This is a genomic window from Promicromonospora noduliphila (genome assembly GCF_056951025.1).
In genome coordinates this window covers 4,156,984-4,178,488 of record NZ_CM167806.1, presented here as the reverse complement: position 1 = coordinate 4,178,488, position 21,505 = coordinate 4,156,984, and the positions used below count along the sequence as shown (strand labels likewise).

The following is a 21,505-nucleotide window of genomic DNA, read 5'->3' as shown; positions in this document are numbered from 1 at the left end:
GATCGACGTCCAACTCTCGGTTCGGCGCCCAGCGTGACGAGGAGGTTGCGGTTCGGCGCCCGGAGAGCCGAGCGGGCGCTCGAAGAGACGAGGAAGTTGCGGTTCGGCGCCTGGAGAGGCCAGCAAGTTGCGGTTCGGCACGACGAGGCTTGCGGGATTCGACAGCAATCTGCGGTTCGGCCCAGATCGGGGCGTGACCTGACCTGACCGGTCAGGTCAGGTCGAGTCAGGTCAGGTCACGACGTGGGGGCCGCGCCCGGGCCGGTTCGGATGTCGAGCGAGCGGCCGATCTGGCCGAGGGCGCGGGCGAGGAGGTCGTCGGGGTCGGTGCCCCAGGCCGCGGCCTTGTGGGCGAGCTGACCGTCGAGGGTCAGCGACGCGAGGCCGTGGCCCAGCGCCCAGAGCGTGATCCCGAACGCCTCCGGGTCGGCGACGCCGAGCCGGTCGACCAGGTCGGTCAGGACCTTGAGCGCGGCGTCGCCGGCCTCCAGCACGGCCGGATGCTTCTCCGGCTCGGAGAGCTCGGGCCGGAACATCACCTGGAAGTGGCCCGGCCGGCGCCGGGCGAAGGCGACGTACGCAGCGGCGGCGCGTGCGACGTCGTCGGACGCCGCCGTGCCCGGCGACTCACCGACGGCGCTCAGCAGGTCCCGCGTGAGCTGCTCGAAGCCGCGGGCGGAGATGGCGGACAGCAGCGCGGCCCGGTCGGGGAAGTGGTGGTAGGGCGCGCCCGGGCTGACCCCCGCCTCGCGCGCGACACGCCGCAGGCTCACGGCCGCGATCCCTTCGACCTCGATGAGCCGCACGCAGGCGTCGATCAGCTCCTCGCGGAGGGAGCCGTGGTGGTACGTCTCGCGCTTGCGCGCCCTGTTGACCTCCATGCCTGGCAATCTATACGGTGCTCATAATCTAAACACCGCTCAGACTGGAGATGCGATGTCGAAGGTTCTTGTCACCGGCGCCACGGGATTCATCGCCGGGCACGTGATCGAGGAGCTGATCAGGAGCGGGCACGAGGTGCGCGGGACCGTGCGCTCGCTGCGCGACCCCGCGCGGACGGCGCACCTGCACCGCATCGCGGACTCGCTCGGCGGTCGCCTCGAGCTGGTCGAGGCGGACCTGTCCGCCGACGCCGGCTGGGACGAGGCGGTCGCCGGACGGGAGTACGTGGTGCACGTCGCCTCGCCGTTCCCCGCGGCGCCGCCGCGCGACGAGGCCGAGCTGATCCGGCCCGCCGTCGACGGCACGCTGCGGGTCCTGGGGGCGAGCGCGCGGGCGGGGGTGCGGCGCGTCGTCATGACATCGTCCCTCGCCGCCGTGAGCGCCGGCCGCTCGCACGACGACGACCGGCGTCGGACCGAGGAGGACTGGAGCGACCTGAGCCGGACCGCCCCGTACGCGAAGAGCAAGACGCTCGCGGAGCGCGCGGCCTGGGACTTCGTGGCGGAGCATCCCGAGCTGGAGCTGGCGGTGATCAATCCGGGGCTGGTGCTGGGGCCGCTGCAGCACGCGGCGGCCGGCACGTCGCTGGTGCTGGTGCGCCGGCTCCTCAACCGCGAGATGCCCGCGGTCCCGGAGCTCGGGTTCGCGCCGGTCGACGTGCGCGACGTGGCGCGGGCGCACCGGCTCGCCATGGAGCTGCCGGAGGCGGCGGGCAACCGCTACATCTGCGCCGGCGACAACCTCTGGTACGGCGACATCGCGCGGATCGTCGACGACGAGTTCGGACCGCAGGGGTACCGCGTGCCCACCCGCCGGATGCCGTTCTGGGTGATGTGGGCGGTCGGCCGGTTCGACCGCGAGGTGCGGCTCGGCCTCGACTTCGTCGGCAGCGCCGACCGGGTCAGCTCGGACAAGGCGCGCCGCGAGCTCGGCTGGAGCATGCGCCCCGTGGGCGAGACCCTCGTCGACACGGGCCGCAGCCTCATCGAGCTCGGGCTGGTGCGGTCGCGTTCGGGGAGGTGATCACGGACCGGTCCACGACACCGACTCCTGAGTCCAGGGTCCCGACCAGGGACAATCCCGATGTCGGGCGGGTGCGCGGGTTCGTACGGTCGAGCACATGACGCATTCGATCTCAGCACGCCTCGTCGTCGCCCTGCTCGTGCCGGTGTTGGCCGTCGTCATGTCGCTGTCGCTCGGCGCGACGCAGGCACAGGCGATTGTCGACGGCCGGGACGCCACGACGACGCGGTACCCGTGGATGGTGTTCCTCAGCCGGGCCGGCGACACGACGACGCCGTCGGGCCACTTCTGCGGGGGCGCCCTCGTCACCCCGACGAAGGTGGTGACCGCCGCCCACTGCATCGACGACCTGGTGCCGGAGCAGTTCCAGGTGATCGGCGGACGGACGGATCTCCGCGGCCAGGACGGCACTGTCCGTGACGTCGTGCGGGTGTGGAACGTGCCCCGCGTGCCGCCGCCCACGCCGGAGCCCGGCGATCCGCCGTTCGCCGGCGGCGGCGACGTGTCCGTGCTGACGCTCGACGAGCCGATGCCGTACCGCACCCTCCGGATCATCGACCCGGACGACGGCTGGCGCTACCGGCCCGGGCGGCCGGCGACCGTCCTGGGCTGGGGCATCTACCAGGAGGAGGGCCTGCTGGGCCCGTCGCCGGTGCTGCAGCAGGGCCGTATCCCGATGCTCAGCTACACCGCCTGCAACGACGCCGCCAAGGCGCATCCGGCCAGGCCGTTCCAGCTCGCCCCCCGGTTCTACGTCTGCGGCGGGCGGCCCGACGGCGGACCCGCCGCCTGCGGCGGTGACAGCGGGGGCCCGCTGGTCATCGACGGGCGACTGGCCGGCGTGTTCGGGCCGACCCTCTCCCGCAACGGGAAGGTCTGCGAGGGCGCCTACAGCGGCTACACCAGGGTCGATGTCTACGCGGACCTGATCCACGCGGAGCTCGAACGCTGAGCGTCCTCGTGGACGCCAGACGCCAGACGCCGGACGCCAGACGCCAGACGCCAGACGCTGGACGCTGGACGCCGGACGGCGGACGGCGCCGGGTTGAGCCCGGCCATGGCTGGCGGCGGCTAGGCTCCCGCAGGTCGTGACGCTGATCGAACGCGCCCTCTGCCGTCAACGAGCAGACGTGCACGGGATAAACCTTGCTCCCGGGGGTGGGTTGCGGACAGTTGACAATGTTCACTCTCCGCAACCCACCCCCGGGAGCAACTAGTTCCCTGGAGAGCCGGGCCGAGCCTCGTCGGCCTTGGTCGCAGCACACCTGGCAGCCTGTTCCGCATGATGAGTGATTCGTTGCAGGACGACGAAGCCGTGCTGGCCGTGCGTCCCCTGCTCACGGACGACAACCTCAACGAGCTGTTCCGTGCGTCGTGGCCCGATCATCGGCCGACGTCGTTTGCACCGGTGCTTGCCCGTAGCCTCACCTGGGTCGCCGCGCATCGGATCGGCCGGCTCGTCGGGTTCGTCAATGTTGCCGGCGACGGCGGGACGCACGCCTTCATCCTGGACACCACCGTGCATCCAGACGAACGGCGGAGAGGACTCGGGGTGCGGCTGGTGCGTGCGGCCGCCGAGGAGGCGAGGGCGTCCGGTGCCGGATGGCTGCACGTCGACTATGAGCCACACCTCGAGTCGTTTTACGCGCAGTGCGGGTTCCGGCCGACGGCGGCCGGTGTCATGCCGCTCTGACCTTCCGCGCCGACCCGCCTGACGGAGGGGTGGGCGGGGCGGGCAGCGCGATGGGCACCGGACAGCCGGACCTGCGCGTGGACGGCGGCGGCCGAAAACCGCTAGCCGCCCGCCCCGCACCGAGCGAGGATCAGCCCGTGACATCCTCCTCGCGCTCCGGCGCCCTCGCCTTCTGGTCGGACCTGCCGAACGACGGCCGCTGGCTGCTGTCCACCGTGGTGGTTCAGTTCTTCGGCCGCGGTCTGACCCTCCCGTTCACGATCATCTACCTGCACGAGGTGCGCGGGTTCTCGCTCGGCCTGTCCGGCACGCTCATGGGGCTGATCGCCGTGGTCGGCATGCTCGTCACCGGCCCGGCCGGCGCCATGGTCGACAAGTACGGCGCCCGCAAGGTCATGCTCGGCGGCCTGGCCTGCGCCGTCGTCGGGTACGCCGTGCTGGCGTTCGCCACGGTCCCGGTCGTTGCCGCCGCAGGGCTGGCGCTCGCGGGCATGCAGTTCGGGGTCGGGTGGCCGTCGGTCAACGCGCTCGTCGCCACGGTGGTCGACGGCGAGCTGCGGCAGCGGTACTACGGCGTGAACTTCGCCCTGCTCAACCTCGGCGTCGGCGTGGGTGGCGTGGTCGGCGGGCTCGTGGTCGACGTCGAGCGGCCGGGCACGTTCGTCATGGCCTTCCTGGTCAACGCCGCGACGTTCGCCGCACCCGTCGTCGTGCTGCTGGGGCCGCTGCGGCACCTGCACGGACGCGTCGACCACCCGGACGATGCCGAAGGCCCCGCCGTGGGCTACCTGGCGATCCTCCGCCGGCCCGAGGTGCTCTGGCTCGCCGCGCTCGGGCTGCTGGCGGCGTTCGTGGGCTACGGGCAGATGGAGGCCGGCTTCCCCGCCTTCGCGCGGCAGGTGTCCGAGGTCTCGACCCGGGTGGTGGGCTTCGCGTTCGTGGTCAACACGGTGGTGATCGTCGCGCTGCAGTTCTGGGTGATGAACCGGGTCAGCGGACGGCGCCGCACGCGCGTGCTCGCCCTGATGGCCGTCGTGTGGGCGGCGGCATGGCTGCTGCTGGGCGTCACGGGGCTGATGCCGGGCGGCACGACGGCCGTGGTGATCGTGCTGGCGTTCCACGGTGTGTTCGGGCTGGGGGAGACGCTGCTGCAGTCGGCCCTGCCCGCGCTCACGAACGACATGGCGCCCGGGCACCTGCGCGGCCGGTACAACGCGATCAGCTCAGGGGCGTTCCAGGCAGGCACCATCGCGGGCCCCGTGGTCGCGGGGCTGCTGCTGGAGCAAGGCTGGTCCGGCGCCTTCACCGGGGTGGTCGTGGCGGGCTGCCTCGGGATCGGGGCGGTGGCGTTCGTCGTCGGGCGGCGGGTCACACCGGAGGTCGACGGCGTGGTGCGGGCGACGGCGCCCGTGACGTCGGCGACCTGACGGCCCGCCGGCCCAGCGGCAGCCCGCCGGCCCAGCGGCCGCCCGCCGACTCGGTGACAGCCCGCACCTGGCTGGCTAGGATGGCGCCGTTTGGCAATCGGTTGCCGCGGCTACCAACGAAGGAGCCCCGTGTCCCAGACCCCACCGCTCGCCTGGACGCTGTCCGGCTTCGGCGACGAGATCGACGAGAATCCCCGGATCCAGGCCGCCGTCCTGAAGTCGCACGGCGCGCACCACATCGAGGTCCGCAGCGCGTGGGGCGTGAACGTCGTCGACCTGACCGACGAGCAGCTCGCGGACCTGCGCGTGCTGCTGCTGCGCGAGGAGCTGGCGGTCTCGGCCGTCGCCTCGCCGATCGGCAAGGTCGACGTGACGCTGGAGGCTGACCACGAGGTCGAGCGTCTGCGCCGGGTGGTCCGGGTCGCGCACGCGCTGGACACGCCGAACATCCGGATCTTCTCGTTCTACCGCCCCGACGGCGTCACGGCCGAGAGTGTCCGTGACGACGTGCTGGTGCGGATGCGGCTGCTGGCGGACGTCGCCGAGCGGGAGCAGGTGACGCTGCTGCACGAGAACGAGAAGGAGATCTACGGCGACATCCCCGAGCGGGTGCTCGACCTGGTCGAGTCCGTCGGGTCGCCGGCGCTGCGGCTGGCGTGGGACAGCGCCAACTTCGTGCAGGTCGGCGTCCGGCCGTTCACCGACGGGTACGCGATGCTGCGGCCGTACGTGGACTACCTGCAGGTCAAGGACGCGCTCGCCGCGTCGGGGCGGGTGGTGCCGGCCGGCGAGGGCGACGGCGAGCTGCTGGAGACCGTGACCGCGCTGCGCGACGACGGGTACGCGGGGTTCGCGTCGCTCGAACCGCACCTCGCCGCGGCGTTCGAGCTCGGCGGCTTCTCGGGCCCGGAAGCCTTCGGCCACGCGGCCCGAGCCTTCGCGACCCTGCTGGCTCGTGCGGGCGTGACGACGCGATAGGCCCCGAGATCTGGTGTTTGCGGTGAGATCTGGTGCCGCGCCACCAGATCTCACCGCAGACACCAGATCTCACGTTCGGGAGGAGAGGTCGTGGCAGCTACGTTGCGGCTCGGGGTTGTCGGGTTCGGGACCCAGGGGGCCGTCTATGCGAAGCAGATCAACGAGGGGCTGGTGCCCGGGCTGGTGGTCGGCGCCATCGCCGACGTCGACCCCGAGCGGGCCGCCGTCGCCGCGGCCCGGTACCCGGACGTGCCATTCTTCGACGACTACGTGCGGCTCCTCGACTCGGGCGCCGTGGACGCGGTCGTCACCACGGTGCCGCACTACCTGCACCCGGAGGTCGGTATCGAGGCGCTGCGGCGCGACCTGCACGTCCTGATCGAGAAGCCCGCCGGCGTCTACACCAAGCAGGTCGCCGAGCTGAACGCCTTCGCAGCGACCAGGCCGGCGGTGGCCTTCGGCATCATGCTCAACCAGCGCACCAACCCGCTGTACCGGCGGCTCAAGGAGATCGTCGAGAACGGCGAGATCGGCGCCGTCCGGCGCTCCAACTGGATCATCACCACCTGGTGGCGCACCCAGCCCTACTACGACCAGAGCCCGTGGCGGGCCACGTGGGGCGGCGAGGGCGGCGGCGTGCTCGTGAACCAGGCGCCGCACCAGCTCGACCTGTGGCAGTGGATCTGCGGCGTGCCGAGGACCGTGTACGCCAAGGTGGCGTACGGGTTCCGGCGGGACATCGCCGTCGAGGACGAGGTCACCGTCCTTGCCGACTACGGCGGCGGCGTGACGGGCGTGTTCGTCACGGCCACCCACGACATGGTGGGCACCGACCGGTTCGAGATCCTGGGCGATGCCGGCAAGATCGTGGTAGAGAACAGCACGACGGCCACCGTCACCCGGCTCAGGCTCCCCGAGCGGGTGCTCAGCAGCGCCGAGCACGCGGCCGACCTCGCCAGCCTGACCTCCGACGGCCTCGACAACACGGACAACTACACCCAAGAGGTCATCGAGACCGACTCGGCGTGGGGCAACCAGCACGTCGCCGTGCTGCGGAACTTCACCGACCACGTCCTGCACGGCGCTCCGCTCGCCTCGCCGGGCACGGAGGGCATGGCCGGCGTCCGGCTGGCGAACGCCGTCCACCTGTCGAGCTGGCTCGGCAGGGAGGTCCCGCTGGACTTCGACGAGGACGAGTTCCTCGCCCTGCTCAACGACCGCATCCGCGCCGAGGCGCGCTACCCCGAACGGGGCTGACCGTGTCCCCGGGTCAGGAACGCACGCGAGCGGGCCGGACGGCGTCGACCATCTACGACGTCGCCGCGCTCGCCGGTGTCAGCCCGTCGACCGTCTCGCGCGCGCTGAGCAGGCCGGGCCGGATCAGCGCCAAGACCGAGCAGCGGATCCAGGACGCCGCGCGGCAGCTCGGCTACCGCGTCAACCCGATGGCGCGTGCGCTGCACACCGGGCGCAGCCACACGCTGGGCCTGATCATCGCCGACATTACCAACCCGATGTACTTCGACGTGCTGCGCGGCGCCGAGCGGGCCGCGGCGGTGAGCGGCTACACGCTCGTCATCGCCGAGTCGCAGGAGTCGGCCGAGCGCGAGGCGGAGGCGGTGGACCGGGTGGCGCCGTCCGTCGACGGCCTGATCCTGGTCACCACGCGGCTCACCGACGCGCAGATCGCCGCGCGCGCCGAGACCAAGCCGCTCGTGGTGATCAACCGCCGGGTCGGGGCGGCCGGGCGGATCGAGACGATAGTGCCCGAGCTGCGGCCGGGGATCGGGCAGTCGCTGACGCACCTGGCGGGTCTCGGGCACACCTCCGTCGTCTACCTGAGCGGCCCCGGCACGTCGTGGATGAGCGCCGCGCGCCGGGAGGTGCTGACGGCGGAGGCGCCCGGGCGCGGCCTCGGCCTCGTCGAGCTCGGCCCCGGAGCGCCCACCCTGGCGGGCGGCCGGGCGGCGCTGGACGACGTCGTCGCGTCGGGGGCGACCGCCGTCGTCGCCTACAACGACCTCATGGCGATCGGGCTGCTGCAGGCCGCGCAGGACCGCGGTATCGACGTCCCCGGGCGCCTGAGCATCGTGGGGTTCGACGACATCTTCGGCTCCGACTTCACGTCGCCGCCGCTGACGACGGTCCGTACCCCGCTGGGCCTCGTCGGCGAGCTCGCCGCCCGGAAGGTGCTCACCGAGCTCGGCGAGGACCTGCCCGACGGGGCGACGGCAGGACCAGAGGTTTCCCTTCTCGCCACCGAGCTGGTCGTACGTGGTTCGACCGGCAGAGCAACCCATACCGGCCCAGCAACCCATGGAGAGCAGATCACGACATGACAGCACCACCGACGAAGCGCGCGCTGATCGTGCGCGGGGGATGGGACGGGCACCAGCCCGTCGAGACCACCGACTCGTTCATCCCCTTCCTGACCGGGCACGGGTACGACGTGCGCGTCGAGGACGAGACCACCGTCTACACGGACGCCGACTACATGGCCGGCGTCGACGTCGTCGTGCAGACCAACACGATGAACACGATCGCGGGTGACGAGCTGGGCGGGCTCATCGCCGCCGTCGAGAACGGCGCGGGCCTCGCCGGGTGGCACGGCGGCATCGCCGACTCCTACCGGAACAGCTCCGACTACCTGCAGTTCATCGGCGGGCAGTTCGCCGCCCACCCGCCCAAGGCGCCGCGCGCGGAGCTGGCGGGGGAGGCCGCCGACAACTTCGTGCGGCACACGATCGACATCGTGCCCGAGCGGGCGGACCACCCCGTCGTCGCCGGGATCTCCGGCTTCGAGCTCACCACCGAGCAGTACTGGGTGCTGTCGGACGACTACAACGACGTGCTCGCGACGACGACGATCGCCGCGCGCGACTTCGACCCGTGGCACCGGCCGGTCACGTCCCCGGCCGTCTGGACCCGCCGGTGGGGCGCCGGCCGTATCTTCGTGGCGACGCCGGGGCACAGCCTCGACGTCGTCGAGGAGCCGAACGTGCGCACCATCATCGAGAGGGGCATCCTGTGGGCCAGCCGCTGAGAGTCGGGATCGTCGGGGTCGGGGCGATCTCCGGCGCGTACCTGTCCACGTTCGAGCGGCTCGAGACCGTGCGGCTCGTCGGTCGCCGACGTCGACGCGGCGCGCGCGGCGTCCGTCGCGGCGGAGCGGGGCGTGCGTGCGCTCACCGTCGACCAGCTCACGACCGACCCCGAGGTCGACCTGGTGCTCAACCTCACCATCCCGGCCGCCCACGCCGAGATCGCGCTCAAGGCCATCGCCGGCGGCAAGGCCGTGTACGGCGAGAAGCCGCTCGCGGCGACCCTTGCGGACGCCCGGGCCGTGCTCGACGCCGCCTCGGCCGCGGGCGTGCGGGTCGGGTGCGCGCCGGACACCGTGCTCGGCACGGGCGTGCAGACGGCGCGGAAGGCCATCGACGACGGGCTGATCGGGGCGCCGGTCGCGGCGACGGCGACCATGGTCACGCCGGGCCACGAGCGCTGGCACCCCAACCCCGACTTCTACTACCAGCCGGGCGGCGGGCCGCTCCTGGACATGGGGCCGTACTACGTGACCGCCCTGGTCACGCTGCTCGGCCCGGTCGTGTCGGTCGTCGGGGCCGCGAGCCACACCCGGGCGACGCGCACGATCGGCTCGGGTCCGCGGGCCGGCGAGATCGTCGACGTCGACGTCGACACGCACGTGACCGGGGTGCTCCGGCACGAGTCGGGCGCGCTGTCGACGCTGGTGATGAGCTTCGACGCGGTGGCGACCCGCGCCTCGAACATCGAGGTGCACGGCCAGGCGGGCTCGCTCGTGGTACCCGACCCGAACGGGTTCGACGGCGCGGTGCAGCTCCACGAGCTCGGCGGCGCCTGGCACACCCTGCCGCCGAGCGCCGGGTACCGCGACGCCGCGCGCGGGTACGGCATCGCGGACCTCGCGGCCACGCCCGACGGCGTGCCGGCGCGGGCGAGCGGCGAGCTGGCGTACCACGTGCTCGACATCATGACGTCGCTGCTCACGGCCGCTTCCCGGGGTACGGCGGTGGAGGTCGGCAGCCGGTGCGACCGGCCGGAGGCGGTGCCGCTCTCGGACGCGCCGCGGTAGCCGACTTTCGTTGCTCTTTTCGCCCACCCTCTCCAGAGTGACCACAGGCACACGCTCGTGGGCCAGTGGCTGCGCCCCCGGGTGGGGGCGCTTGCACCCCGGAGGCAAGTATGCACAGTCGCAAACCAGCCCGACGCGCGCCGATCGCTCTCGCAGCGGTCGGCGCGCTTTTTGCTACCACGGTGAGCGTGGCGCCAGCGCTCGCGAGCACGCCCACACCGACCGGGGCACGGCCCGCCGTCGCCGCCGAGACGGCCGACGTCCCCGAGCGCGCGGCCGACAAGATCACGCCGGCCGTGCGGACCCGGTTCGAGGCCAAGGAGACCGCCGACTTCTGGATCCGGTTCGCCGACCGCGCGGACCTGGAGCCCGCCAAGGACATCGCGGACTGGGGCGAGCGCGGCCGGTACGTCTACGACGCCCTGACCAGTACGGCGCAGGCCGCGCAGGCCGACGTCGTCGCGGACCTGGACGCCGCGGGCGTCGAGTACGAGTCGTACTGGATCAGCAACGCGATCCTCGTCGAGGACGGCACGGCCGAGCTGGCGAAGCAGGTCGCCGCCAGCCGTGAGGTGCGGCAGGTCCACGAGCGGTTCGCCGCCCAGCCCGTCGAGCCGGTCGAGCGCAAGGCCCCGACCGAGCGTGCGCCGCTGGCCACCGAGTGGGGCCTCGACGCCATCGGCGCCCCCGACGTGTGGGAGATGGGGTACACGGGCGACGGGATCACCGTGGCCAACATCGACTCCGGCGTCGACGTCGAGCACCCGGCCCTCCTGGAGCACTACCGCGGCTACCTGGGCGATGAGGGGCTCAGCAACGACTACAACTGGTTCGACGCCAGCAACTCCTGCGAGGGCGCGCCGTGCGACATCGACGCCCACGGCACGCACGTCATGGGCACCATGGTGGGCGACGACGGCGCGGGCAACCAGATCGGCGTCGCCCCCGGCGCGGACTGGATCGCGGCCAACGGCTGCGCCACCTGCTCCGACGCCGACCTGCTCGCCTCCGGCCAGTGGATCCTCGCGCCGACCCGGATCGACGGCTCCGACCCCGACCCGGCCCTGCGCCCGCACATCGTGAACAACTCGTGGGGCCAGCAGGCGCCCGGCGCCATCGACGACTTCATGTCCGAGGAGATCGCCGCCTGGGAGGCGGCGGGCATCTTCGGCGCGTGGGCCGCGGGCAACGCGGGTGAGGCGGGCTGCCAGTCGACGTCGTCCCCCGGGGCCAACGTGGCCACCTACGCGGCGGGCGCGTTCGGGGAGTCCGGCGACATCGCCGAGTTCTCGTCCCGCGGTCCGGGCGAGGACGGCGTGACCAAGCCGAACCTGGCCGCCCCCGGCGACAACGTGCGCTCGTCCGTTCCCGGCGGCGACTACGCCGAGTTCAGCGGCACGTCCATGGCGTCCCCGCACCTGGCCGGCGCGGTGGCGCTCCTGTGGAGCGCTGCGCCGGTGCTCGTCGGCGACATCGAGGCCACCCAGCAGCTCCTGGACGAGACCTCCGTCGACGTGGCGGACGACTCCTGCGGCGGCACCCCCGCCGACAACAACGTCTGGGGCGAGGGCAAGCTCGACGTCCAGGAGCTGGTCAACAGCGCGCCGATCGACGGCTACGGCTTCCTCGCCGGCACCGTCACGGGGCCCGACGGCGAGCCGGTCGCCGGCGCGCGGGTCACCACCGGTGAGCGCTCCGACACCACCGACGCGGAGGGTGCCTACCGCCTGGGCCTGGCGGAGGGCTCGTACGACCTGACCGTCTCGGCGTTCGGGTTCGTGGACGCGACGGCCTCGGCCGACGTCGTCGAGGGCGAGACCACCACGCGGGACTTCGCGCTGGAGCTCGCGCCGACCACCACCGTGAGCGGCACCGTCACCGACGGCTCCGGGCACGGCTGGCCGCTCGACGCGAAGCTCACCGTGCAGGGCGCGCCGAGCAGCGTCGTGGCGTGGACCGACCCGTTCACCGGGGAGTACTCGATCGAGCTGCCGCAGTCGGCCACGCACACGCTGGTGGTCCAGCCGTCCGTGACCGGCTACGGGGCCTTCACCCAGCCGGTCGAGGTCGGGACCGAGCCCGCCACCGCCGACGCCGCGATCCCCGTGCTCGCCGAGTGCACGGCGCCCGGCTACGCCATGACCGGGGCGGGTACCGGCGTCGAGGAGTTCGAGTCCGGCGACGTCCCGGCGGGGTGGACCGTCGAGGACCTGGCCGGCACCGAGCAGGTCTGGACGTTCGACGACCGGTTCGACGCGAGCAACCAGACCGGCGGCGAGGGCCTGTTCGCCGAGGTGAACAGCGACGGCTACGGCGAGGAGGGGCAGCAGAACACGACCCTCACGTCGCCGTCGTACGACCTGAGCGGGCTCGACGCGCCGCTGCTGACGTTCGACCAGAGCTACTTCGCGCTGGAGGACTTCGCCGACGTCAGCCTCAGCGTCGACGGCGGCGAGACGTGGGAGACCGCGCTGCACCAGACCTCCGACGCGCTCGGGCACACGGTCGTCGCCCTGCCGGGCGCGGCGGGCGAGTCCGACGTGCGGGTCCGGTTCCACTACGGCGATGCCGAGTGGGCCGGATGGTGGCAGGTCGACAACGTCGCGGTCGGCTCGTGCGAGCCGGTCGACGGCGGCCTCGTGGCCGGGTTCGTCCAGGACCTCAACACCGGCGACGGCGTCGACGGCGCCACGGTGACGGCGGGTGAGCTGAGCACGCGCAGCGCCGACCCCGAGAACCCGACGGTCGGCGCCGGGTACTACTCGCTGTTCTCCCCGCAGGCCGGCGAGCAGCAGGTCGGCTACGCGGCCAAGGACTACGTGGGCACCCAGGTGGCGGTCACGGTCGTCGCCGACGCCATCGCCCGCCAGGACGTGGAGCTCGCGGCTCCGCTCCTGACGGTCTCGCCGGGCGAGCTGTCCCGGCAGGTGCGGCTGGGCGGCACCAGGTCGGGCTCCTTCACGGTGACCAACGAGGGCACGGCGCCCGCCGAGGTCGAGGTGGCCCCGGCGTCGTCCGACTTCGAGATCCTCGGGTCGGCGTCGTCCACCGGCGTCATCAAGGGTGCGACGGGCGACGTGACCGAGGTGAGCACGGCGCCGTCGTCCGGCACCCAGGCCGCCAGGGCCGCCGGGCGGCAGGGCGGCGACCGGCTGGCCAGGAGCGGGCAGCGCCCAGGTCCTGCGGTGACGCCGGCGGCTCCGCCGTCGCTGCTCGCGGAGGCGACCACCATCACCCACTCCACGTCGCAGGACGTCGCGCCGGCCAACTCGGCGGCCTGCATCGGCGAGCAGACGCAGTGGCTGCGGACCTTCACGCTGGAGGACTTCGACATCGAGGGCGAGTTCGCCGTGACGAACGTGTCGTTCGGCGTCGAGCTGGTCGAGACGACGACCGACGTGACGGTCAACCTGTACGCGCTCGACGGGGACCTCGTCTACGAGAACATGACCCTGCTCGGTTCGTCCGACGTGACCCTGCAGCCGCAGGAGCTCACGATGGTCGACGTCCCGGTGACGGGGACCGTGCCAGTGGGCGGCACCCTCGTGGCCGAGGTCGTCGGGCACGCGGGCGGCGTCTTCTTCATCGGGTCGAACGCCGAGCCGGAGACCGCGCCGTCGTACATCGCCTCCGAGGCGTGCGGTAACCCCGAGCCCGCCACCACAGCGGAGGTTGGCTTCCCGGACATGCACACGGTCATGAACGTGACCGGCGAGACCAGCGTCGACGTGCCGTGGCTGGACGTCCAGCCGCCGGCCTTCACGCTGGCCCCGGGCCAGTCGGCGACGGTGCAGGTGGCGATGGACAGCAGCCGGGTGGACCAGCCGGGCACCTACACCTCGCAGGTCGTGGCCGACGGCGGTACGCCGTACGCGGAGCCGCGGGTGCGGGTGTCGCTGTCGGTCACGCCGCCCGCGAGCTGGGGCAAGATCGCCGGCACGGTCACGGGTGTGACCTGTGACGACGAGACGGTCCCGCTGGAGGGTGCGTTCGTGGTGATCGACGGGTCCGAGCACGACGTCACGCTCGTGACCGGGGCCGACGGCGGGTACGCCCGCTGGATGGGGGTGTCCAACAACCGGCTGACGCTGCTCAGCTCGGCGAACGGGTATCCGCCGGAGATGAAGTCCGCGCGCATCATCAAGGGCCAGACGGTGGTGCACGACTTCGAGCTGAACGAGTACTGCGACTAGCTCCACCCGGCCCGGCCCCGATCCCCGCCTGATCGGGGCCGGGGCCAGGCACGAAGGTCCGCTTCGAGAACGTGGTTGGGCATGGTCCCGACACCGAAACCATGCCCAAGAGTTGTTCTCGAAGCGGACCACTTGTTGGGGTGGTTCACGGGGCGGGGGCTGTGCCTGCGCGGCGAGGCATGTGTTCGCCGCGGCGGGGCACGATGTGCTGTTTCGATGGGTGCCGGGTGAGCCGAACTGTGTTCGGCTGAGCCCCGGGATTGCGGGCTGCGCTGAACTGTCCAGCATGGGTGAACTAGGCGAGGCCTGAGCGAACGAAATTCAGCGGACCTGGCAGGTGCTCCCCGAGACCACGTCACGTGGCGGGTCGACCGTGACCGGACGACGGACGGTCGGCCCACAGGCGGAGCGGATGCTGTCGCGCCCGCTCCGCCCGCTGCCGTCAGTGGCGTGCCGCCGTCAGTGGTGTGCCGCGCCGTCGTCGTTCCAGGTCCAGGTGAGGCCGGTGCTGGTGCCCGTCAGGGGCACCTTCACGGCGCGCTCGACGCCGTTCGTCGTCAGCACGAGCTCGGCGTCGGACGTGACGTCCGGGCGCACCGGGTCGAACCGCACCCACACCTCGCAGGTGCGGCCCGGGGCGAGGGTCCGGTCCGCGCAGCGGTCGTGGGCCACGCTGAACGGGCCGTGCCGCTCGTCGTCCGCGACGTCCACAGAGCGGATCCGCACGGGCCCGGTCCCGGTGCTGGTGACCGTCACCTTCTGCACCTGGCCGCGCGTGCCCGCGGGCTGCTCGGTGAACACGGGCGCCTCGGCCGTGATGCGCGGTCCGGCGTTCGCGGGCGGGACCACCTCGATGGTCTCGGACGTCGTGACCGGTTCCAGCGAAGCAGGACCGTCGTACGGCCGCATCGCGTCGTTGGTGACGGACACCGTCACCGAACCGCGGCGCAGCGCCGTCAGGGTGCGGGTCTCCGGGTCGAGCACCGCGACCTTGCCGGCCCGCCGCGCCGCCTCGGCGAACCGCTCGCCGGTGCCGATCGCGAGGCTCCGCGACCCGCTCCAGTGCACCGACATCGGGTAGCGCAGCGGCACCACCCGCGTGCCCGGCGCCACGCCGTTGGGCTGCACGATGCTGCCGCTGAGCTGCGCCGTCGTACCCGCCTCCAGCGTCTCGGGCGCCGTCAGCGTGACCGACTGCGCGAACGCGCGGACGTCCGCCTCGACCCACTGCCCGTCGGCGTCCTCGCGCGGGTCCACCGACCAGTTCACCCAGCCGGTGAAGCCGCCCCGGTCCGGGGTGCCGTACGGGCTCTTGCCCGACGACGGCAGCACCACGTAGGGCACGCCCTCCTCGCGGCGCACGTCCACGATCTGGGCGTGCGACCCGACCATGACGGCGCCCTTGTCCGTGCGCTCCCGGAACCCGGTGAGCATGCTCTGGACGAGCGCCACCTCGTTGCCGTCGCCGAGCTGGCTGGCGGCGGTGTCGCCCGGGTCCTGGACGGGGTGGTGCGCGAAGACCACGACGTTGTCCACCGACCGGTCTCGCTCGGCGTCCGCCAGGGCCTGCCGGAGCATCGGGAGCTGGTCCCAGGCCGTGCCGCGCAGCGTGCCGTACGAGCTGGCCAGCAGCACGAACCGCGTGCCCGTGTGGTCGAACGTCCGGTACGGCTGCCCGAACTCGGCCACGAACGGGTCGAGCGTGGCCTGCGTGTTGTTCAGCCCGTACGACTCGTGGTTGCCCGGCACGTAGTAGCACGGCACGGTGCCCGCGCTCGGGTCGGGCGTGCTGTCCGACGGCGGCTCCTCGCCCACCGGGATCAGGTCGCAGCCCGCGTCCTGGAGCACCTGGCGGGCCAGGGCGATGTCCTCCGGCAGACCACGGTCGGTGATGTCGCCGTTGAGGACCACGAGGTCCGGCCTCGTGGCGCGGATGGTGCGCAGCGCCGTGGTGGCGACCTGGGTGAGGTCGGTGTTGTCCGCGGTGAACTGGACGTCCGACAGCGTGGCGAAGCTCCACGTGTCGCGTCCGTCGAGCCCCTCGCCGTCGGCGGAGATGAGCGGGTCCGGCTCCAGGTCGGGGCGCGGGGGCAGCTCGATCGACGTCGGCACGTCGGCCTCGATGCGGTCCAGCACGAACGTGCCCGGCTTCTGCTGGGCCGCGTTGGTGTTGATCCCCTGCCAGCCGGTGATCGAGATCGGGTAGGCGGTGGTCGCGGGCAGCGTGAAGGTCGCGTTCTGCCACTCGTCCGACGGCGTCAGGCCGGTCCCGTAGACGCCGCCGCTCTTGCCCGTGGCGTCGACGTAGGCGATGTACGTGAGCCCGCTGGGCACGGAGATGCTGGACTTGAGCCGCATCCGCAGGCGTAGTGGCTGCCCGGGGACGGCGACCCGCCCGGCCGCCGACGTCGTCGTGATGCCCACGTTGCGCATGCCCTCGAAGTCGACCCGCAGGCCGTCCGGGTCGGCGGAGAACCTCGTCGCGCGCGTGCTGTTGTTGCGCCAGCGGGCCAGTACGTCGTCGTCGAAGTCGTAGACGGTGACGTTCTCCACGCCGATCGTGATCGGGAGCTGCGCCGACTGGCCCGCCACGGAGACGGTCAGGATCGTGGCGGCGTTCGCGAGCGGGGTGATCCGCAGGCCGCCGGCAGCGGCCGGCTCGACGCGCACGACGTCGTGGTCGTAGTCGAGCTCCAGGTCGTCGGCCTCGATGGGCGCCGTGAAGCCCTGGCCGTCACGTCCGGTCACGGCCACGGTGACGGCCGACGACGGCGCGGCCTCGGCGATCGACAGCCGCTCGGTCGACAGCTCGACGTCGTCAACGGGCCCGAGCACCCGGACGCCGAGCGTGTCGCGCTCGCGGCCGGACCGCGCGCTGACCGTGATCTCGCCGCGGGCCTTCGCCGGGGCCGCCAGGCGCCCGTCGGTCACCGACGCGCCGCGGGCGTCCCAGCGCACGTCGTCCGGGTCCACCTGGACCGGCGTCTCGTGGTCGTCCACGCCCTTGGCCACCAGGGTGCGGTGCAGGCCGGGGAAGACGTTGACGTCGCCGTCGGCGGACGCGCCGCCGGGGGCGGCGGAGACCAGCAGGTCGTGCAGGCGGCCGTCACCCGGAGCGACGAACACGCCGACGCCGTTCGGGTTGCTGCGCTCGTGCCCGTCCGAGGGCACGTTGCGCACGGTCACGTCCTGGTCGCCGAGCGCAGCGGCGACCATGGTGGTGGACCCGCCGCCGTCCAGGTTGACGGCGGTCTCGACGCCGAGCCGGACCAGGTCGCGGGCGGCCTTGTCGATGCCCACGCCGCCCTTGCCCGTGCCGCCCGGGCCGTCCCAGGTCGCCAGGACGAGCGTGCGGCCGCCGTCGCGGAAGCCGAGCGCCGTCCGGGGCGCGATCGACGTCTGCAGGCCGTCCACCACGGCGCCGTCGCGCACGATCGTGCCGCCGTGGCCGAGCGCGAACTCCAGGTCGCGCGCGGCGGCGTCGGCCAGCTCGTAGCTGAGCGACACGGGGTCGCCCGGCTGCAGCGCCCGCAGGGCGTCCGCCGCCGCGTCCAGGCCGACCAGGGAGAACGCACCCTCGGGGAGCGTCCCGGAGCCCGCGGGACCCGTACGGGTGACCGAGACGACGGCGCCGTCGTCCACGACGACCTCGGCGATCCGGTCGTTCGCGACGCCCGTGAACCCGCGGTTGCGGCTGTACTCGCCCCACACCCGGGTGTAAGCGACCATCCCGTTCGCCGGCACGCCGCCGCCGTTCGCCGCGTTCACCGACAGGACCTTGTGCGGGACGCCCGCCAGGTCGGCGCTCGCGTCGACCGCGAGGTCCACGAGCTGCGCGATCCCGTCGTGGCTCACGCCGACGTGCGGGCGGGCGCTGATGTCCGAGGTCTTGCGCAGGACGCCGTCCTGCACCTCGCCGCCGAGCGCGGCGTTGCTGTTGCCGATGTCGAAGAACTCGCCGTTCACGCCCGCGACGGCGTCCGCGCGGTTCGCGGCGGCGCTCAGCGGGCCGCCCGACGCGACCGGGCCGGCGGTCAGCAGGTCGGTGCTGACGGCGTCCTGGGCGAGGTCGACGGTGAGGAAGCGGGCGTCGTACCAGCCCTTCTGGTCCACCGCCTTGAGGTGTCGCAGGCTGATGCCGGGGCCGAGGTCCTCGGTCGTGTCGGTCAGGGTGAGCTCGTCGGCGCTGGTTGCCTGGGCGGCGGGCGTGTCCGTGGCGGTTGCGCCGGCGGCGAGCGCGCCGGCGTCGGCTGCCTCGGTGGCGAGCGTGTCGGTGGCGGACTCGTCCGCGTGGGCGACCGAAGGCAGCGCTGTCAGGAGGGTCGCCGCGGCGACCGCCGCGGCCAGGGAGCTGGACCACCGGCGATTCGGGGTCGTAGTACGCATGGGTTTCCTCGTGTGCGGAGGGAGAGGCGGGCGCGGTTCGCGCGCCGTCGCGCCGCCGTCGGACGGCGGTGCACGCACACGATCGATCCGCTCGGCCACGTGCGGATGAACGGGTTTGGGCAGATCGATGAACTTATCCGGGAATCACCCGGTCCCGTCGGTGGGCCCGGAGTGGGCGGAGCTGGGGACGACGGAGCGGAGCTGGGGACGACGGAGCCGGGGACGGCGCGCCCTACGGGTGGCTCGCCGTCACGTCGATGATCTCGTCGAGGCGGTCCAGGGCCGTCTGCAGGTCGCCGATCTTGCTCCGGATGCGGTCGCGTTCGGCGTGCAGCATGGCGCGCTGCTCGGCGTCGGTGTGGCCGGACTCCATGCATGGCAGCAGCTCCGCGATGTTCCGGCTGGTGAGGCCGGCGGCGTACATCTGCTGGAAGAACCGCACGTAGGTCACGCTGCTGGGCGGGTAGAGGCGCTGGCCGGACGGGCTGCGCTGCGCGCTGAGCAGCCCCTGCTGCTCGTAGTAGCGCACCGCGCGCACCGACACGCCCGCGCCGCGCGCGACCTCGCCGATGCGGATCAGCGGCTGGGTGGTCGTGTCCGTCGTGGTCATCTCTCCTCCGGGGGTGTGGTGCTCGGCACTGGATCCAGGCTTGCCTCTGACGTCAGCGTCAGGTTTTAGCGTACCCGGCATGGACATCAAGAACTCAGTAGCCCTCGTCACCGGAGCCAACCGCGGGCTCGGCCGCGCCTTCGCCCAGCGCCTCCTCGACCGGGGCGCACGCAAGGTCTACGCCACCGCCCGCCGGCCCGAGGTCGTGGACCTGCCCGGCGTCGAGGTGCTGCGGCTCGACGTCGCCGACGCCGCGTCCGTGCGCGCTGCCGCCCAGGCCGCGCCCGACGTCACCCTGCTGGTCAACAACGCGGGCATCACGACGGGCACCGACCTGGTGACCGGCTCGCTCGACACCGTGCGGCTGGAGCTGGAGACCAACCTGTTCGGCAGCCTCGCGACGATCCGGGAGCTCGCTCCGGCGCTCGCGGCCAACGGCGGGGGAGCGATCGTCAACGTCCTGTCGGCCATGTCGTGGTTCGGGGTCAACGGGGCGAACTCCTACCACCTGGCCAAGGGCGCCGCGTGGGCCATGACCAACGGCGTGCGCCTGGAGCTGGCCGGGCAGGGCACCCTCGTGACGGCGGTGCACCTGGGCCTGGCCGACACCGACATGTCCGCGGGCTGGCCGGTCGAGAAGATCGCGCCGTCCGCCCTGGCCGACGCCGCGCTCGACGGCGTGGAGGCCGGCGCCACCGAGGTGCTGGCCGACCAGTGGAGCCGCGACGTCAAGGCCCGCCTCGCCCTGACCCCGGCGGAGCGCGACGCCGAGATGGCCCGCGCCCTGGCCACGTTGACGGCCGGAACGCCGTCCTGACGGCCGGGCCGCGCGGCCTGACGGCGGGGCCGCGCGGCTTGTCCGCTTCGAGAACGCGATCAGGCATGAATCTGGCGGGCGTTGTCAATCGGTTAGTGCAACGTCATGCGGCTTGTTCGAAGAGTTGCTTGAGTCGCTGTGCGGGGGTGTCGAGGTCGAGAGTGGGTCGTGGTCGTGCGTTGAGCATGGCCGCGACCCGCTTCAGTTCCTCGGGGCTCCAGCCGGACAGGTCGGTGCCCTTGGCGAACCAGTGCCGCAGCAGCCGGTTGGTGTTCTCGTTCGAGCCGCGCTGCCAGGGCGAGTGCGGGTCGGCGAAGTAGACAGGCATGCGCAGGTCGAGCTGGATGTCGTCATACCGGGCCAGCTCGCTGCCGCGGTCCCAGGTCAGCGACCGACGCAGATGCGCCGGCAGATCACTCATCGCGGCGATCATCGCGGTCGCGACGGTGGTCGCGGTGTGGTCACCGGGTAGGTGCAAAAGGATCGTGTACCGGGTGGTGCGCTCGACCAGGGTCCCGATCGCGGACGTGCCACCGGTGCCGAGGATCAGGTCGCCCTCCCAGTGCCCGGGCACGGCCCGGTCAGCGACCTCGGGCGGCCGCTGGGAGATACGCAGGACGTCGTTGAACTTCCCGCGCCGCTCCACCCGGTCACGGGGCTTACGTGCCGAGCGCTTCGTGGACAGCTGCTGGTGCAGGTTCGCGCGCAGGGCCCCGCGGGCCTGGACATACAGCGACTGGTAGATCGTCTCGTGGCTCACCCACTGGCTCCGGTCCTCGGGGTTGTCCCTGCGCAGTATTGACGCGATCAACCCCGGGGACCAGCCCTGGTCCATCCACTCCGTCACCCGGGCGCCCAGCACCGGATCGGCGAGCTTGAACCGTTTGGGCCGCGCTGCCCGGCCCATCGCGCGGCTGTCCGCGACCAGCGCGTTGTAGTCCCCCGACACGGCCCGGTGACGGGCCAGCTCCCGGCTGACCGTGGACCGGGCCCGCCCGATCCGCTCCGCGATCTGCGCCTGGGACAGGCCGGTATCCAGACCCCGCTGGATCTCGTTACGGTCCTCCAGCATCAGCCGGTGACCCGGCCCGCGCGGACGTCCCGCACGGGCCGGCCGCGGCAGACCACCACGAGGTCCTCGTACTACCTGCATCCCGCCAGCCTGAGACCACCACCGGGCCGCCGTCAGAGACGACACGCCCACAGCATTCGCAGCGCTCTCCCGCGACCCGCCCGCAGCGATCCACTCCACCACCCGCCGCCGAACCTCGACCGGCCACCGCACACCCCTCGACACCATCAACAATCCCTCCGATCAGCGTTGT

At 72.6% G+C, this 21,505-nt stretch carries 14 protein-coding genes and 1 pseudogene; 11 read left to right on the top strand and 4 right to left on the bottom strand.

The window, feature by feature from the left end:
* Positions 1-236: 236 nt before the first annotated feature.
* Positions 237-881 (bottom strand): TetR/AcrR family transcriptional regulator, encoded by a 645-nt coding sequence (locus AC0QU1_RS18315; protein ID WP_483571352.1) that lies wholly within the window; start codon positions 879-881, stop codon positions 237-239.
* A 55-nt stretch (positions 882-936) separates the two neighbouring features.
* Between AC0QU1_RS18315 and AC0QU1_RS18310 the strand changes: the two genes are divergently transcribed.
* The 10 genes and pseudogenes from AC0QU1_RS18310 to AC0QU1_RS18265 all read left to right on the top strand — a co-directional run bounded on the left by AC0QU1_RS18310 (position 937) and on the right by AC0QU1_RS18265 (position 14,367).
* On the top strand, positions 937-1,965 hold the full coding sequence (locus AC0QU1_RS18310; RefSeq protein ID WP_483571350.1) for an SDR family oxidoreductase: 1,029 nt from the start codon (positions 937-939) through the stop codon (positions 1,963-1,965).
* Between the two features lie 97 nt (positions 1,966-2,062).
* Positions 2,063-2,917 (top strand): S1 family peptidase, encoded by an 855-nt coding sequence (locus AC0QU1_RS18305; RefSeq protein ID WP_483571348.1) that lies wholly within the window; start codon positions 2,063-2,065, stop codon positions 2,915-2,917.
* A 333-nt stretch (positions 2,918-3,250) separates the two neighbouring features.
* Positions 3,251-3,658: a GNAT family N-acetyltransferase gene (locus tag AC0QU1_RS18300; RefSeq protein WP_483616266.1), complete on the top strand. Its 408-nt coding sequence runs from the start codon at positions 3,251-3,253 to the stop codon at positions 3,656-3,658.
* Between the two features lie 137 nt (positions 3,659-3,795).
* The gene (locus AC0QU1_RS18295) at positions 3,796-5,085 is read left to right on the top strand and encodes an MFS transporter (protein WP_483571344.1); all 1,290 of its coding nucleotides are present in this window, start codon (positions 3,796-3,798) and stop codon (positions 5,083-5,085) included.
* 129 nt (positions 5,086-5,214) lie between these two features.
* Positions 5,215-6,063, top strand: a complete 849-nt coding sequence (locus tag AC0QU1_RS18290; protein WP_483571342.1) for a sugar phosphate isomerase/epimerase family protein — start codon at positions 5,215-5,217, stop codon at positions 6,061-6,063.
* A gap of 90 nt (positions 6,064-6,153) precedes the next feature.
* Positions 6,154-7,320 carry a Gfo/Idh/MocA family protein gene (locus AC0QU1_RS18285; protein WP_483571341.1) on the top strand — a complete coding sequence of 389 codons (1,167 nt, stop codon included), beginning with the start codon at positions 6,154-6,156 and terminating at the stop codon, positions 7,318-7,320.
* A 2-nt stretch (positions 7,321-7,322) separates the two neighbouring features.
* A complete protein-coding gene (locus AC0QU1_RS18280) occupies positions 7,323-8,402 on the top strand; it encodes a LacI family DNA-binding transcriptional regulator (RefSeq protein WP_483571339.1) in 1,080 nt (359 codons plus the stop codon).
* Positions 8,399-9,106, top strand: a complete 708-nt coding sequence (locus AC0QU1_RS18275; RefSeq protein ID WP_483571337.1) for a ThuA domain-containing protein — start codon at positions 8,399-8,401, stop codon at positions 9,104-9,106. Before AC0QU1_RS18280 ends, AC0QU1_RS18275 begins: the two co-directional genes overlap by 4 nt.
* A pseudogene (locus AC0QU1_RS18270) lies at positions 9,091-10,174 on the top strand (Gfo/Idh/MocA family protein). The gene AC0QU1_RS18275 and the pseudogene AC0QU1_RS18270 overlap by 16 nt, the downstream one beginning before the upstream one ends.
* 188 nt (positions 10,175-10,362) lie before the next feature.
* Positions 10,363-14,367: a S8 family serine peptidase gene (locus AC0QU1_RS18265; RefSeq protein WP_483571335.1), complete on the top strand. Its 4,005-nt coding sequence runs from the start codon at positions 10,363-10,365 to the stop codon at positions 14,365-14,367.
* 459 nt (positions 14,368-14,826) lie between these two features.
* Here AC0QU1_RS18265 and AC0QU1_RS18260 read toward each other — a convergent pair whose 3' ends face one another.
* Both AC0QU1_RS18260 and AC0QU1_RS18255 read right to left on the bottom strand, forming a co-directional pair.
* On the bottom strand, positions 14,827-18,753 hold the full coding sequence (locus AC0QU1_RS18260) for a phosphodiester glycosidase family protein (RefSeq protein ID WP_483571333.1): 3,927 nt from the start codon (positions 18,751-18,753) through the stop codon (positions 14,827-14,829).
* A gap of 232 nt (positions 18,754-18,985) precedes the next feature.
* Complete coding sequence (locus tag AC0QU1_RS18255; protein WP_483571331.1) at positions 18,986-19,363, bottom strand: MerR family DNA-binding transcriptional regulator; 378 nt, start codon at positions 19,361-19,363, stop codon at positions 18,986-18,988.
* Between the two features lie 79 nt (positions 19,364-19,442).
* Here AC0QU1_RS18255 and AC0QU1_RS18250 point away from each other — a divergent pair, with 79 nt between their 5' ends.
* Positions 19,443-20,180, top strand: coding sequence for an SDR family oxidoreductase (locus AC0QU1_RS18250; protein ID WP_483571329.1), 738 nt, complete (start codon positions 19,443-19,445; stop codon positions 20,178-20,180).
* A gap of 103 nt (positions 20,181-20,283) precedes the next feature.
* On the opposite strand, the gene AC0QU1_RS18245 is transcribed toward AC0QU1_RS18250, so the two are convergent.
* The gene (locus AC0QU1_RS18245) at positions 20,284-21,480 is read right to left on the bottom strand and encodes an IS30 family transposase (RefSeq protein WP_483571327.1); all 1,197 of its coding nucleotides are present in this window, start codon (positions 21,478-21,480) and stop codon (positions 20,284-20,286) included.
* Positions 21,481-21,505: the final 25 nt, after the last annotated feature.